The following is a 13,646-nucleotide window of genomic DNA, read 5'->3' on the forward strand; positions in this document are numbered from 1 at the left end:
TGTCGATCATCGTCAGGAGTCCTATTTTCATGAATCGTATCCTCGCGGCCATGCTGGCCGCAGCGTCTTGCGCCACGATGGCGCAGGCGCAGGTCGGACCGTCCGCGCCTGTTGCGCAGGATGCGCCGGTCTACACGCTTGACCAAGCGGTCAGTGCAGCGGGCGGTTCGGCCCCTGCTGCGGAAGCGGCGACAGCTGGAATCGACGCGGCCCGTGCAGGTCGCACAGTCGCCGGCTTGCGGCCCAATCCGGTGGTTCAAGGCCAAGTCGAGAATGTCATCGGCTCCGGGCCGTATCGGGGGGTCCGCAGCGCGGAAACCACGGTCGGCTTTGCGATCCCGATCGAGCTAGGCGGCAAGCGCGGCGCCCGCGTCGCGGTCGCCAATGCGCAATTGTCCCGGGCCGAGATCCAGGCCGCGATCATCGCGGCGGATGTCCGGCTTCAGGTAACGCAGCTCTATGTCGAAGCGGTCGCGGCCGATCGCCGGGTAATGACAGCCCGCGATCAGGCCCGGATCGCCAGCGATGCGCTGCGGGCCGCGAGCGTTCGCGTGCAGGCAGGGCGGGCATCGCCACTCGAGCAACAGCGCGCGGATGTCGCGCGTATCAATGCCGACGCCAATGTGGAGCGGCAGCTTCGCTTGGCCGAGGCGGCCCGCGCCAATCTGGCGCGTCGGATCGGACGGCCGATCGACGGCCTGCTCGATGACACGCTGCTCGATCGCCTTCCCGATGTGAACGTCTATGGGCCGTTGGCACCGGTCAACACGACCGGCACACTCGCGCTGGCGGCAGCCAACGCGGATTTCTCCATTGCCGAAGCCGGCGTGCGGCTCGCGCGCGCCAATCGCGTGCCTGACCTGAACGTCGGGCCGTCGATCCGCCGCCTGGAAGCGACCAACGACATGGCGGCGGTGTTCAGCGTGTCGATCCCGATCCCGGTGTTCAACAATGGTCGCGCCGCGATTGCGCAGGCGACCGCGCAGCGGACCCAGGCGGATGCGCAGCGCCGCGTGACCGCGCTCGACATCGAACAGGCGATCACGGACGCGCAGGCGCAGGCGGCCAATGCCGCAACGACGGCTCGTGCGGCGTCGGGGCCGGCGCTGGCGGCTGCACAGGAGGCCGCCCGCATCGCGCGGATCGGCTATCGCGAGGGCAAGTTCGGCCAGCTCGAATTGCTCGATGCTGAACGCACGCTCGCCGAAACGCGGGTCGCCGCGATCGACGCGCTTGCCAATTACCAGAATGCCCGCGCGCAAGTGGAGCGACTGACCGCTCGTGCGCCCAATGGGGGGAATCAGTGATGAAGAGCTTTTATCTCGCGGGCGCGGCGTCGCTCGCCCTGCTCTTGGCTGCCTGCGGCGGCAAGGATGGCGGAAACGAGGCAACTGCCGAAGGCGCAGCTGCCAATGAGACGGCAGCGGGCACGGAAAAGGGCGGTGCTGAAGGCGGTCATGCCGGTGAAGGCGTCGTCACATTGGGTGCCGACCAGATCGCCACAGCGGGCGTCCAGGTCGGACGGCCGATCATCGGCGGGGCCGGGACGATCGAGCTGCCCGCGATCATCGAGGGCGACCCACAGGGAACGCAGGTCGTCTCGGCCGCAATTGCGGGACGCGTGGTCGCGCTCACCCGTAACCTCGGCCAATCGGTCGGACGCGGCCAGACCATTGCGGTCATCGAAAGCCGCGAGGCGGCGCAGATCAAGGGCGAGGTCGAGGCGGCGCGGGCGCGGCTTCAGCTCGCTAATTCGAACCTCGCGCGCGAACAGCGGCTGTTCGCGCAGAGAGTCTCCCCTGAACAGGATCTGATCGCCGCCCGCACAGCGGCGACGGAGGCGCGGATCGCCCTGACGCAGGCGCAGAGCATGGTTTCGGCGGCGGGTGTCGGCGGCGGCGGGCTCAACCGGCTCGGCATTGCCGCGCCGATCTCGGGCCAGATCATTGCGCGCCCCGTGACGCTGGGACAAACGGTCGCGGCGGATGCCGAACTCTATCGCATCGCCAACCTGAGCCAGGTGTCGATCGCGCTTAATCTCAAGCCCGAGGATGCGGGCCGGGTGCGTCCCGGCAATACGGTGCTGGTGAAGGCGGCAGGCCGTCAGGCGACCGCCCGCGTGACCTTCGTGTCGCCGGCGCTTGATCCGCAGACGCGGCTCGTGCCTGCGCTCGCCACCCTCGACAATCGCGGTGGCGAATGGCGGGTCGGCGAGCCTGTGACGGCAGCCGTGCAGCTCACGGGCAGCGGCGGGAGCGGGGCGGTCCGCGTGCCGACGACGGCGGTCCAGAGTTTCGAGGGCAAGTCGGTCGTGTTCGTGCGCACGCCCACCGGCTTCAAGGCGACCCCGGTCCAGCTCGGCGATGCGTCGGGCGACACGGTGATCGTCCGGTCGGGCCTGACCGGCAACGAACAGATCGCCACCACCGGAAGTTTCACGCTCAAGGCCGAGATCGGCAAGGGCGAAGCGAGCCACGAGGATTAAGCCATGATCGCCCGTATCGTAACCTGGGCGGTCGAGAAGCGCTGGCTAGTCCTGCTCCTCACCGTCATCGTCGCCGCCATCGGCGCCTTTTCCCTCTACCGGCTACCGATCGACGCGGTGCCGGACATCACCAACAATCAGGTCCAGATCAACGTCCGCGCGCCTGCCCTCTCGCCCGAGCTGGTCGAGAAGCAGGTGTCGTTTCCAATCGAAACCGCGCTCGCCGGCACCCCCGGCCTGGAATATACGCGCTCGTTGAGCCGCAACGGCTTCGCGCAGATCACGGCGGTCTTTTCGGACGCGACGGACATCTATTTCGCCCGCCAGCAGGTGGGCGAGCGTCTGCGGGGCGTGCAAGAGAATCTGCCCGACGGCGTGAACCCTGAAATGGGTCCGATCGCGACAGGCCTGGGCGAGGTGTACATGTACACCGTTCGTCTCGATCATCGCGAGGACGACAAGCACAAGCCCGGTGAACCGGGCCAACAGCCCGATGGCAGCTACATCACGCCAGAGGGCGAGCGACTGACGACCGAAGAGGACAAGGCGACCTACCTGCGCACCGCGCAGGACTGGATCGTGACGCCGCTTCTGAAGACCACACCGGGCCTCGCCGGTGTCGACTCGATTGGCGGTTACGCCAAGCAGTTCCTCGTCGTGCCCGACGTGCAGAAGCTGGCCTCGCTCGGCATCACGCTGACGGACCTGGGAAATGCGCTGGAGCGCAATAACACCAGCGTCGGCGGTGGCTTCGTCAATCGCAATGGCGAAGGTCTGGCTGTTCGCTCGGATGCGCTCGTTCGCAATGCCAGCGAGTTGGCCAGGACCGTGATCGCGACACGTAACGGCGTGCCGATCACGGTCGAACAAGTTGCGACTGTGAAGACGGGTCAGGCGATCCGCATGGGTTCGGCATCGGAGAACGGTACCGAAGTCGTCGTCGGCACGGCGATCATGCGGATCGGCGAGAACAGCCGCATCGTGTCGACCGCGGTCGCTGAGAAACTGAAGACGATCAACGCTTCGCTGCCTCCTGACGTCGTAATTCAGCCGGTGCTGAACCGCACCGAGCTGGTCAATTCGACGATCAAGACGGTCGCGAAAAACCTGTCCGAAGGCGCGGTGCTGGTCATCGTCGTGCTCTTCCTGCTGCTCGGCAACTTCCGTGCGGCCCTGATCGCGGCGTTGGTCATCCCGATCACCATGATGCTGACAGGCTTTGGTATGCTGCGCGCTGGGGTCTCGGCCAATCTGATGAGCCTTGGGGCTTTGGACTTCGGTCTGATCGTCGACGGCGCCGTCATCATTGTCGAAAACGCGCTGCGCCGGCTTGCCGAGCAACAGCATCATGAAGGCCGATTGCTCAGCGTCAAGGAACGGCTCGCGACCGTGGCAGCCGCTGCGCGTGAGATGATCCGTCCCTCTGTGTACGGGCAGGCAATCATCATCCTCGTCTACGTACCGCTGCTCACGCTGACCGGCGTGGAGGGTAAAACGTTCGGACCGATGGCGCTGACCGTCATCATCGCGCTCGCCTTCGCCTTCATCCTCTCTCTCACCTTCGTGCCGGCGATGATTGCGATCTGGCTGTCGAAGAAGGTCGAGGAGAAGGACGGCCGCATCATCACGTGGCTGAAGAAGCGCTACGAACCCGGTCTCGACCGGGCCATGAAGCGCCCGACGCTGACGATCGGTGCGGGTGTGGGAAGCCTTGTGGTGGCGGCGCTTGCTTTCACTACGCTCGGCTCGGTGTTCCTGCCGCAGCTCGACGAAGGCGATTTGCTGATCCAGTCGCTCCGCATTCCGGCAACGTCGGTCCAGCAGAGCCAGGCGATGCAGGTGCCGATCGAGCGGATGATGTCGAAGCAGCCGGAGGTGCAATTCGTCTATTCCAAGACGGGCACCGCCGAGCTGGCGGCCGACCCGATGCCGCCGAACGCGACCGACATGTTCGTCATCCTGAAGCCGCGCAAGGATTGGCCGGATCCTGAGCTTCCCAAGGAGGAGCTGGTCAGCCGGATCGAGGGTAATCTCGCGAAGATTCCGGGAAATGCCTACGAGATCACCCAGCCCATCCAGATGCGCTTCAACGAGCTGATCGCCGGCGTGCGCGGCGACATCGCGGTGAAGGTGTTCGGGGACGACTTCAACCAGATGAACCGGACGGCCGAGCAAATCGCGGCGGTGCTGCGCAGAACGCAAGGCGCAGCGGACGTGAAGGTGGAGCAGACGACCGGTCTTCCCATGCTCGACATTCGCGTCAACCGCGACGCGATGGCGCGGTTGGGCGTTACGGCTCAGGATGTGCAGGACACCGTGACTGCGACGATCGGCGGGCGAACATCGGGCCAGATCTTCGAGGGCGACCGTCGCTTCCCCGTGGTGATCCGCCTGTCGGAGGCGCAGCGTGCCGACATCGGCCTGCTCCAACAGGTGCAGGTGCCGGTGGCAGGCGGCGGCTATGTACCGCTGTCCAGCGTCGCCGAGATCAAGGTGGTCGATGGTCCGAACCAGATCAGCCGCGAGAACGGCAAGCGGCGCGTGGTGGTGCAAGCCAACGTGCGTGGCCGCGACGTCGGATCCGTCGTGGCGGATGCGCAGGCGGCGATCGGCAGCCAACTCCGGCTGCCTGCCGGCACCTATCTCGAATGGGGCGGCCAGTTCGAGAACCTCCAATCGGCAAGCGAACGGCTGAAGCTGGTCATTCCGGCTTGCTTCATCTTGATCCTGCTGCTCCTCTACGGGGCGTTGGGATCGGTCCGCGACGCCGCGATCGTGTTCACCGGCGTGCCTTTCGCGCTGGTGGGCGGCGTCCTGTTGCTGTTCCTGCGGGGCATGGACTTCTCGATCTCGGCGGCAGTGGGCTTCATCGCCCTCTCGGGCATCGCGGTCCTCAACGGCCTCGTCATGGTCAGCTCGATCCAAGATCTGATCCGATCAGGGATGAGCCGCGAGGAAGCCGCGCATGTTGGCGCGATGCAGCGTCTGCGACCCGTCATCATGACCGCGCTAGTCGCCAGCCTCGGCTTCGTGCCGATGGCGCTGGGCGAAGGCGCCGGCGCAGAGGTTCAAAAGCCTTTGGCGACGGTCGTCATCGGCGGTCTGATCTCGGCGACGCTTCTTACGCTGTTCGTGCTGCCGACACTCTATGCCCGGTTCGGGCAGAAAGTGATCGAGAAACCCGAGCACTACAATGAGGAGCATGAAGGGGACGACCACGGTCAGACCTTCGTGAACAACTTGGCCTGATGGATGGGCGGGGCGATCCGCGATCGCCCCGCCCATCTCTGGGAGATGGGGATATGCCTCGCACCATAACCAGCTCGATGCTTCACGGCGGGCCACTGCGCATCTGGTCGGCACTCACCGATCCGGATCATCGCCGGGCGTGGAGTCCGCTCGTATTTCTCGATGATCCGTCCCGGCTCGGCGACACAGAATGCACCTTTGCGATCCAGGGCATCACCCGGCCAATTCGGACGCCAGCACGGATTGATCGATTCGATAAACCGCACGCCTTCGCTTGGTCCTGCGGCATCCCCTATCTGTTCACGCTCGAAGAGCGGTACGAGCTGGCGGGGGACGATGGCGGCACCAGGCTAACGCATAGCTGCACGCTGCGCGGGGCGCTCTCCCTGCCGTTCGCGGCGATGATGTTGCGCCGCCTGCGATCCCTGATGGTCGAATCTGACGATCGCCTCGCAACCTATCTCCGCTGGCGGGTAGGTCAGCCTGCCCGGGCTATCAATCGTCAGCGCGTCCCCTTCCGCTACAGGAGGAAGGCGCGATGATGATGCACTGTAAGCGGGTGCTGCCCGCCGTCATCCTCGTTGTCGGGCTCGCGGCGTGCTCGGAAAGAAAGCCGCCAGCCCCGCCAACGGAGCAGCAGATCCATTCGTCCGACAGCGCCGTGACGACCGGGGAAATGGGGCGGCATAGATATCGCTGTTCCGACGGGGAACCGCTGTTCGTCGATTACAAGGACAACGGCCTGCAGATCGATTTGCGGCGCTCCAACGGGGGACCGCCGATGATGCTGACCGCGCCAGCGCAGGGCCTGCAATATGTCGGCGAAACAGCCACCGCGACCTTCAAGGGGTCGCAGCTCTCCATCGTGGAAGGCGATGGCCGTACCCGGATCTGCGAGCAGGAAGGCACGCGATGAACTGCCCTGCCTTCGAACGCCACAGGGCGCTTCGTCGGAAGAGACCGATGTCTGACACGTCGATTTCAAATGTGACAACCTTGTGCGGCCTGAATCGGGCCGGTCTGGCGATCGCGCGCCTCGGCGTCGTTCTCGTCTCCGGGGCGGTTATAGGGGCGTGTAATCCAGCGCCGACCCAGCCTACCGAGCCGGCGCATGAAAAGCATCTGACGTCGAAACTAATCGCGCAGCGCATCATGTACTGCGACGACGGCACACGCGCCGATGTCGACTTCATCGATGAAGGCTTGAAAATGGCCGTCACCTGGCTGCCGAAGGGCAGGACCGAGATCCTGCGCGCGCAGCGAACCGGTGACGAGTTTCGCGGCGACCATTCGCGGGCTGTCGTGGCGGGCGGATCGATCGCGTTCACGCGACGCGGGAAGATCCGCGTCTGCCACCGAACCCCGGAGGAGTCCTAGGAAATGCAGGCACTGCTCTATACGCTTGCGCCTGTGCTGGCGGTCGTGCTCGGCGCGATTGTCGCGAGCCGCACCAAGTTGAAACCTGGCCTCGTGGCGGGCCTACAGCATCTCGCTGCCGGCGTCGTGTTCGCGGCGGCAGCGACCGAAATCCTGCCGCAGGTCAAGCATGAGGCATCGCCCAGCGCGACGTTGATCGGCGGGGCGGCGGGCGTCGCGACCATGCTGGGGCTCAAGGCTCTTGAGGCCCGCTTCAAGGGGCCGATGGCGCTACTCGCCGCGATCGGCATCGACATTCTGGTGGACGGCCTGGTGCTCGGCCTCGCTTTCGTGGCGGGCGAGAAGGCAGGTCTCCTGCTGACGATCGCGCTCACTCTGGAAGTGTTATTTCTGGGACTGACGCTGACCGACGAGCTGGCGGAAACCTATCGCTCGCGCTTGCGCATCATCGTGATCGTCTCGGCATTGGCCCTGCTGCTGCCGATCGGCGCGCTCGCTGCCGTGCCGGTCGCCGCGCTGTCGCCGGTGATGATCGCCGGCTTCCTCAGCTTCGGGCTGATGGCGCTGCTCTACCTCGTCACGGAGGAGTTGCTGGTCGAGGCGCACGAGAAACCCGACACCCCGCTCATCAGCTCGATGTTTTTCGTCGGCTTCCTGGCCCTGCTGACACTTGAGGAGATGATGGGATGATCCCGGGCAACGACAACAATGGCGGGCAGGAGCGCCGCACACTGTGGATCGTCCTGCTGCTGAACGCGGCGATCGCTGCGGGCTTCTTCGTTTCCGGCTTCTTCGCGGACTCGAGCGCGCTGATCGCCAACGGCGTCGACAACCTGTCCGATACGGCTGTGTATGCGCTGAGCCTTGTGGCGCTCACCCGGGGCCAGACATGGAAGACACGCGCCGCGGTCGCTTCGGGCGTCATGCTGCTGATCTTCGCGGGCGGCATCTTGATCGATGTCGGACGGCGCTACGTGCAGGGCAGCGAGCCCATCGGACCTACCATGATGGTCATGTCCGCGATCGCCGGCGTCGTGAATTACCTCTGCCTGCGGCTGCTCCAGCGCCTCAAGGATCCGGACGTCAATCTCCGGGCCGCAACCACCTTCAGCTTCAACGACTTCATTTCCAACGGCGGCATCCTGATCGCCGGCGTGCTGGTGCTGTGGTTGGGTACCAATTGGCCGGACCTGCTGGTCGGCTTCGCCACCGCCATCATCGCCATCAAGGGCGGTGTCGAAATCCTGCGCGACGCGCGCGCCGAAACCAAGAAAAGCGAAAGGAGGTCGTCATGAACGACAAGCTCGAACTCGACATTCCAGTGTTGTTGCCGGACCTTCCTGACGCGGCCGATGCCTGCCTGGACCGTCTCGTATCAACCCTGTCAAAGCGCGAAGGTGTCGAGCGGGCGCATGTGATCTGTCTCGACGGCAACACGCCAGCGGCGCTGTGCATCCATTTCGATGCCGCCAAGCTGCCGCTGCCACGGTTGCGCGAAATGGTGCGCGCCGCAGGTGCCGAAATCACCGAGCGCTACGGCCATGCGATCTGGCAGGTGACGGGGATCAACCACGAACGTCGGGCGCGCACGGTCAGCGATGCGCTGTGCGCCTTGCCCGGCGTGGTCCAGGCAAGCGCCAGCACCAGCGGGTCTGTCCGGGTCGAATATGATCGCCGCGAAACCACCGAAGAGGAGGTGCGCGCTGCGCTTCGCAAGCTGAAGGTGAGGGTGGGCAAGCGGGTCGCTGCCGATGAACATGCCGGCCACGACCACGGCCCCGGGGGCCACGGCGCGGGCGAAGAGAAGCACGGCCCCGGCGATGGCCACGACCATAGCCACGCCGAATTTCTCGGCCCCAATACCGAGCTGATCTTCGCGCTCGCCTGTGGCGCGCTGCTGGGGATCGGCTACGCGATCGAGAGGCTGGTCGCTGGCGCGCCCGAATGGCTGCCGACCGCCTGCTATATCGCAGCCTATTTCTTCGGCGGATTCTTCACGCTGCGCGAGGCGATCGACAACCTCCGGATGAAGAAGTTCGAGATCGACACGCTGATGTTGGTCGCTGCGGCCGGCGCCGCTGCGCTGGGCGCATGGGCCGAAGGTGCGCTGCTGCTGTTCCTGTTCAGCCTCGGCCATGCGCTTGAGCATTATGCAATGGGCCGCGCCAAGAAGGCGATCGAGGCGCTGGCGAAGCTCGCGCCCGAAACCGCGACCGTGCGACGCGGCGGGCAGACCAGCGAAATCCCGGTCGAGCAGATGGTCGTCGGGGACATTGCCATCGTCCGCCCGAACGAGCGCCTGCCTGCCGACGGCTTCGTCATCAAGGGCACCAGCGCGATCAACCAGGCCCCGGTCACGGGTGAAAGCATCCCGGTCGACAAGGTGCCGGTCGCAGATGCCGCAGCGGCACGCGCCAAGCCCGATGCAGTCGACGCGGAAAGCCGGGTTTTTGCTGGTACGATCAACGGCGGCGGCGCGATCGAGATCGAGGTGACACGCCGTTCCAATGAAAGCGCGCTTGCCAAGGTCGTGAAGATGGTGAGCGAAGCGGAGACGCAGAAGTCGCCGACGCAGCGCTTCACCGACCGGTTCGAACGGATCTTCGTGCCCGCCGTCCTGGTCCTGTCAGTGCTCCTGCTGTTCGCATGGGTGGTCGTCGACGAGCCGTTCCGCGACAGCTTCTATCGCGCGATGGCGGTGCTGGTGGCGGCAAGCCCGTGCGCGCTCGCGATCGCAACGCCGAGCGCGGTCCTGTCGGGCGTTGCCCGTGCAGCGCGGGGCGGCGTGCTCGTGAAGGGCGGTGCACCGCTCGAAAACCTCGGGTCGCTCAAAGCGATCGCTTTCGACAAGACGGGCACGCTGACCGAAGGTCGTCCGCGCATCACTGATGTCGTGCCCGTCGATGGCGCCGATGAAGGCGAGTTGCTGGCGCTGGCTGTCGCCGTCGAAGCGTTGAGCGACCATCCCCTGGCCCAAGCGATCGTCAAGGACGGCCGCGAACGTCTGAACGATCGTGCCGTGCCGACTGCCGGCGACCTCAAGAGCCTGACCGGTCGGGGCGTCACCGCGAGCGTGGATGGCGAGACGGTGTGGATCGGCAAGGCCGAGATGTTCGGAAGTGAGGGCATTCCGGCGCTGGGGCAGGGCGCGCAGGACGCAATCGCGAAGCTGCGCGAGAACGGCCGCACGACAATGGTGGTCCGCAAGGGGGACCGCGACCTGGGCGCGATCGGCCTGATGGACACGCCTCGCGAAGCTGCCAAGACCGCGTTGCGTCGGCTGCACGAGATGGGCGTGTCGCGGATGATAATGATCTCCGGCGATCACCAGAAAGTCGCCGAAGCGATCGCCGACGAAGTCGGGATCGACGAAGCGTGGGGCGACCTCATGCCCGAAGACAAGGTTGCCGCGATCAAGAAGCTCGCCGGCGAAGACAAGGTCGCGATGGTGGGCGACGGCGTGAACGATGCGCCGGCGATGGCAAGCGCCACGGTCGGCATCGCGATGGGCGCGGCGGGGTCGGACGTTGCGCTGGAGACAGCCGACGTGGCGCTGATGGCCGACGATCTGGCGCACCTGCCATTCGCAGTCGGTCTTAGCCGCCATACCCGTGGAATCATCCGGCAGAACGTCTTCGTCAGCCTGGGTGTCGTCGCCTTCCTGGTGCCTGCTACCATCCTCGGCCTCGGCATTGGGCCAGCGGTGGCGGTTCATGAGGGATCGACGCTGCTCGTCGTCATCAATGCGCTCAGGCTGCTCGCCTACCGCGATCCGGCAGGGAAGGCGGCATGAAGTGGCTGATCGCCTTCGACCTCGACGGCACGCTTGCCGAGAGCAAGCAGCCGTTATCGGAGGATATGGCCGCAATCCTCGCCCGATTGCTCGCCATCACGGATGTGGCGGTGATCTCGGGCGGGGACTGGCCGCAGTTCGAAAAGCAGATCGCCTCGCGCCTTCCTGCCGGCGTCGCGCTCGACCGTCTCTGGTTGATGCCGACCACAGGCACGAAACTCTATCGGTTCATCAATGGCGCTTGGCGCGCGGTCTATGCCGAACTGTTCGACGACGCGGAGAAGGCGAAGATCCGCACGGCCTTCGATCAGGCGCTGACCGATGCCGGTCTCGCCGACGAACGTATCTGGGGCGAACGGATCGAGGACCGGGGCAGCCAGATCACCTTTTCGGGCCTGGGGCAGGCAGCGCCGCTGAAGGAAAAGGAAGCGTGGGATCCTGACCGAAAGAAGAGGACCGCGTTGCAGGCCACGTTGCGCGCGAAGCTGCCGGAGCTCTCGATCAATCTCGGTGGCACGACATCGATCGACGTGACCAGAGCAGGGATCGACAAGGGCTATGGCCTGAAGCGCCTGAGTGCCGAGAGCGGTGTCCCGCTCGACGGGATGCTGTTCATTGGGGATGCGATATTCCCCGGTGGGAATGACTATCCCGCTGCTGAAATCGGCCTCGACACAGTGAGGGTGCGCGACGTCGCGGAAACCACCGCCGTCGTGACCGCCATCATCGCGTGTCTGCACCGATAGGATCAAGATACATGGTCGGCTCCATCGCGGAATGCCGCATTGTCAAAGCTCTGGCTTCTGTCGCTTAGGGCAGCGCTTCCTAAAACGAAAAGAAGGCAATGTGCGCGTCTCCGCGAACAAAGCCTCCAGCGATCAATCTAAGAGATGCCGCCGCGCTTCTCAATCGTAGGGGGCGTTTGCGGGAGGGGGCGGAATCCTACGCTAAGGATTTGGGCCAGCGATATTCCCCGGTTAGATTGATGTGTTCCTATCCCAACGGCGAGACGTGGGCGAGTAGATCAGGCGCGATATGGGTACCGCTGGCGGCCCGGGTATTGACGACCTCGCCGAGCTTCATGGTGTTCCAGAATATGATGATGGCGGCGAGCAGGTTCATTCCGGCGATGCGATAGTGCTGGCCTTCGCCGGATCGATCCCGGATTTCACCTCGGCGGTGGAAGCTGATGGCGCGCTTTAGGGCGTGGTGGGCCTCACCCTTGTTGAGGCCGATCTGAGCCTGGCGCTGGAGGCCGGCATCAAGAATCCAGTCGATCATGAACAGGGTTCGCTCGATGCGGCCCACCTCTCGCAATGCGAGGGCCAGCTCATTCTGGCGCGGGTAAGAGGCGAGCTTGCGAAGAATCTGGCTGGGGGCGACGATCCCCGCTGCGATCGTCGCCATGATGCGCAGGATGTCGGGCCAGTTGCGCTCGATGAGCGGTTCATTGATCTTACCTCCGACCAGCGCTCGCACATTGGCCGGCGTCGCGTTGGGCGTGAAGGCATAGAGTCTTTTCTGAGGGAGATCGCGGATACGGGGGGCGAACCTGTAGCCGAGCAAGGCGCAGGCGGCGAACACATGATCGGTGAAGCCGCCCGTGTCGGCAAAATGCTGGCGAACGCGGCGGCCCGCGTCATTCATGAGCAGCCCGTCCAGGATATAGGGAGCCTCGCTGACCGTTGCCGGGATCACCTGGGTTGCGAACGGCGCATATTGATCGGACACATGGCTGTATCCCTTGAGGCCCGGGACGTTGCCATATTTCGCGTTGATCAGATTCATCGCCTCGCCCTGCTCGGTAGCAAGGAAGAACTGCCCGTCGCTGGATGCCGATTGCCCTTGTCCCCAGAAGGCGGCCATGGGCAGGGCGGCGTGGGCCTCCACGATCATGGCGAGCGCCCGATCATAGGCGCTGCCTTCGACATGCCAGCGCGCGATCCGCAGCAATTCCCAGAAGCTGTGCGTGTTGGTCGCCGCCGCCATCTTGCGCAAACCGAGATTGACGCCTTCCGCCAGCAACACGTTCATCAGGCCGATCCGGTCGCTGCAGGGCGCGCCGGTGCGCAGATGCGTGAACGCCTCGGAAAATCCGGTTCGCTCATCGACTTCCAGCAACAGATCGGTGATCCTCGCGGGCGGGAGCTGTTGATAGAGATCGAGCACGAGATCCTCGGCCCCTTCGGGCGTGTCGGCCCTCAGCTTGTCGATGTGCAGCTTGCCGTTCTCGATGATGCCGCCTGGGATCGTGCCGGTTCGCGCCGCGCGGCCAAACTCCTTCAGCCGTGTATCCAGTCGAGCCCTGCGCTCGGCCAGCCATTCGCCGGGTCGCAGCGGCACGGCGAGCCGCGCGGTCTGCTCTATCGCCTGTGGCGGGACCAGAAGCTGCTTGAGGTCGCCATAGCGGCGCGATCCCGCCAACCATATGTCACCGGACCGGAAGGCGTCGCGGATGTGGAACAGCACCGCGATTTCCCAAAGCCGGTGGTCGCCGCTGGGCTCAGCGCAAAGATGACGATGCCATTTCGAGTTGGGACGTAGAAAATCCACCGGCGGATCGACCTTGATCCCGTTACGCAGCATCGCAACGGCCGCCAGAAGAGGCGTGGCGATCGGCGCCGCCTGCATGTCGAGCAGGCGCAGCATCCTGGGCGCGTAGAGGCGGAAACGGTGATAGCCGTCCAGCACACGGCTGAGCGGGTCGGCCGCGAGCACGTTGGTCAGCGCGGAGGCCGTGGC

At 65.1% G+C, this 13,646-nt stretch carries 11 protein-coding genes; 10 read left to right on the forward strand and 1 reads right to left on the reverse strand.

Annotated features, from left to right (window positions below; genetic code table 11):
* Positions 1-29 precede the first annotated feature (29 nt).
* The 10 genes from FE851_RS24940 to FE851_RS24985 are packed head-to-tail and all read left to right on the forward strand — an operon-like array spanning position 30 to position 11,650.
* A complete protein-coding gene (locus FE851_RS24940) occupies positions 30-1,307 on the forward strand; it encodes a TolC family protein (protein WP_013039111.1) in 1,278 nt (425 codons plus the stop codon).
* Positions 1,307-2,485 carry an efflux RND transporter periplasmic adaptor subunit gene (locus tag FE851_RS24945; protein WP_004212877.1) on the forward strand — a complete coding sequence of 393 codons (1,179 nt, stop codon included), beginning with the start codon at positions 1,307-1,309 and terminating at the stop codon, positions 2,483-2,485. Before FE851_RS24940 ends, FE851_RS24945 begins: the two co-directional genes overlap by 1 nt.
* A gap of 3 nt (positions 2,486-2,488) precedes the next feature.
* The gene (locus FE851_RS24950; RefSeq protein WP_004212878.1) at positions 2,489-5,734 is read left to right on the forward strand and encodes an efflux RND transporter permease subunit; all 3,246 of its coding nucleotides are present in this window, start codon (positions 2,489-2,491) and stop codon (positions 5,732-5,734) included.
* Between the two features lie 53 nt (positions 5,735-5,787).
* Positions 5,788-6,276, forward strand: coding sequence for an SRPBCC domain-containing protein (locus FE851_RS24955; protein WP_004212879.1), 489 nt, complete (start codon positions 5,788-5,790; stop codon positions 6,274-6,276).
* Positions 6,273-6,650 (forward strand): hypothetical protein, encoded by a 378-nt coding sequence (locus FE851_RS24960; RefSeq protein ID WP_145206872.1) that lies wholly within the window; start codon positions 6,273-6,275, stop codon positions 6,648-6,650. Before FE851_RS24955 ends, FE851_RS24960 begins: the two co-directional genes overlap by 4 nt.
* A 47-nt stretch (positions 6,651-6,697) precedes the next feature.
* A complete protein-coding gene (locus FE851_RS24965; RefSeq protein WP_017183574.1) occupies positions 6,698-7,111 on the forward strand; it encodes a hypothetical protein in 414 nt (137 codons plus the stop codon).
* 3 nt (positions 7,112-7,114) lie between these two features.
* Positions 7,115-7,801 (forward strand): ZIP family metal transporter, encoded by a 687-nt coding sequence (locus tag FE851_RS24970; protein ID WP_004212882.1) that lies wholly within the window; start codon positions 7,115-7,117, stop codon positions 7,799-7,801.
* Complete coding sequence (locus FE851_RS24975) at positions 7,798-8,406, forward strand: cation transporter (protein ID WP_004212885.1); 609 nt, start codon at positions 7,798-7,800, stop codon at positions 8,404-8,406. Before FE851_RS24970 ends, FE851_RS24975 begins: the two co-directional genes overlap by 4 nt.
* A complete protein-coding gene (locus FE851_RS24980) occupies positions 8,403-10,904 on the forward strand; it encodes a heavy metal translocating P-type ATPase (protein ID WP_004212886.1) in 2,502 nt (833 codons plus the stop codon). Before FE851_RS24975 ends, FE851_RS24980 begins: the two co-directional genes overlap by 4 nt.
* Complete coding sequence (locus FE851_RS24985) at positions 10,901-11,650, forward strand: HAD-IIB family hydrolase (RefSeq protein WP_145206873.1); 750 nt, start codon at positions 10,901-10,903, stop codon at positions 11,648-11,650. Before FE851_RS24980 ends, FE851_RS24985 begins: the two co-directional genes overlap by 4 nt.
* Positions 11,651-11,897: 247 nt before the next feature.
* Here the strand turns inward: FE851_RS24985 and FE851_RS24990 are convergent.
* A partial coding sequence (locus FE851_RS24990; protein ID WP_145206874.1) for a Tn3 family transposase occupies positions 11,898-13,646 on the reverse strand: 1,749 nt, incomplete at its 5' end.

The sequence above is a fragment of the Sphingobium sp. B2 genome, assembly GCF_007693735.1.
Taxonomy (GTDB): domain Bacteria; phylum Pseudomonadota; class Alphaproteobacteria; order Sphingomonadales; family Sphingomonadaceae; genus Sphingobium; species Sphingobium xenophagum.

What these genes read in the sequence shown, in the direction of transcription:
- FE851_RS24940 (WP_013039111.1), top strand. Translation starts at nt 30, where the DNA reads ATGAATCGTATCCTCGCGGCCATGCTGGCCGCAGCGTCTTGCGCCACG.
- FE851_RS24945 (WP_004212877.1), top strand. Translation starts at nt 1,307, where the DNA reads ATGAAGAGCTTTTATCTCGCGGGCGCGGCGTCGCTCGCCCTGCTCTTG.
- FE851_RS24950 (WP_004212878.1), top strand. Translation starts at nt 2,489, where the DNA reads ATGATCGCCCGTATCGTAACCTGGGCGGTCGAGAAGCGCTGGCTAGTC.
- FE851_RS24955 (WP_004212879.1), top strand. Translation starts at nt 5,788, where the DNA reads ATGCCTCGCACCATAACCAGCTCGATGCTTCACGGCGGGCCACTGCGC.
- FE851_RS24960 (WP_145206872.1), top strand. Translation starts at nt 6,273, where the DNA reads ATGATGATGCACTGTAAGCGGGTGCTGCCCGCCGTCATCCTCGTTGTC.
- FE851_RS24965 (WP_017183574.1), top strand. Translation starts at nt 6,698, where the DNA reads ATGTCTGACACGTCGATTTCAAATGTGACAACCTTGTGCGGCCTGAAT.
- FE851_RS24970 (WP_004212882.1), top strand. Translation starts at nt 7,115, where the DNA reads ATGCAGGCACTGCTCTATACGCTTGCGCCTGTGCTGGCGGTCGTGCTC.
- FE851_RS24975 (WP_004212885.1), top strand. Translation starts at nt 7,798, where the DNA reads ATGATCCCGGGCAACGACAACAATGGCGGGCAGGAGCGCCGCACACTG.
- FE851_RS24980 (WP_004212886.1), top strand. Translation starts at nt 8,403, where the DNA reads ATGAACGACAAGCTCGAACTCGACATTCCAGTGTTGTTGCCGGACCTT.
- FE851_RS24985 (WP_145206873.1), top strand. Translation starts at nt 10,901, where the DNA reads ATGAAGTGGCTGATCGCCTTCGACCTCGACGGCACGCTTGCCGAGAGC.